1 protein-coding gene is annotated in these 277 nt (G+C 45.8%); it reads left to right on the forward strand.

What is annotated here, in order from left to right; all coding sequences use genetic code 11:
• A partial coding sequence (locus tag ACYP03_RS25980) for a TonB-dependent receptor domain-containing protein (protein WP_459782671.1) occupies positions 1–277 on the forward strand: 277 nt, incomplete at both ends.

Here is a 277-nt window from a genome sequence, read left to right on the forward strand (position 1 = left end):
TTTGAAACAGGCGCGTTTGATCATCATCTTTCCCTTGAATACCTGGATCCAAAAGATAAGAACTTGAATCAACCCTTGTCCCGTGTAGCGAAACAAAATGCCAAGTGGAACATTGTTTATAACGCGGCAGATTGGCAGGCTTCATTGAACTATCTTTATCAAGGTGAACGCCAAGAGAACCTTTTTGGTGGCGGTGTCTACGAAATGGGTGGCTACTCACTGTTTGATGTCGCGGCCAGTTATTATTTGACCGAGCAAGTGACGTTGAGCGGCCGTG

It is taken from the genome of Photobacterium sp. R1 (assembly GCF_054600795.1).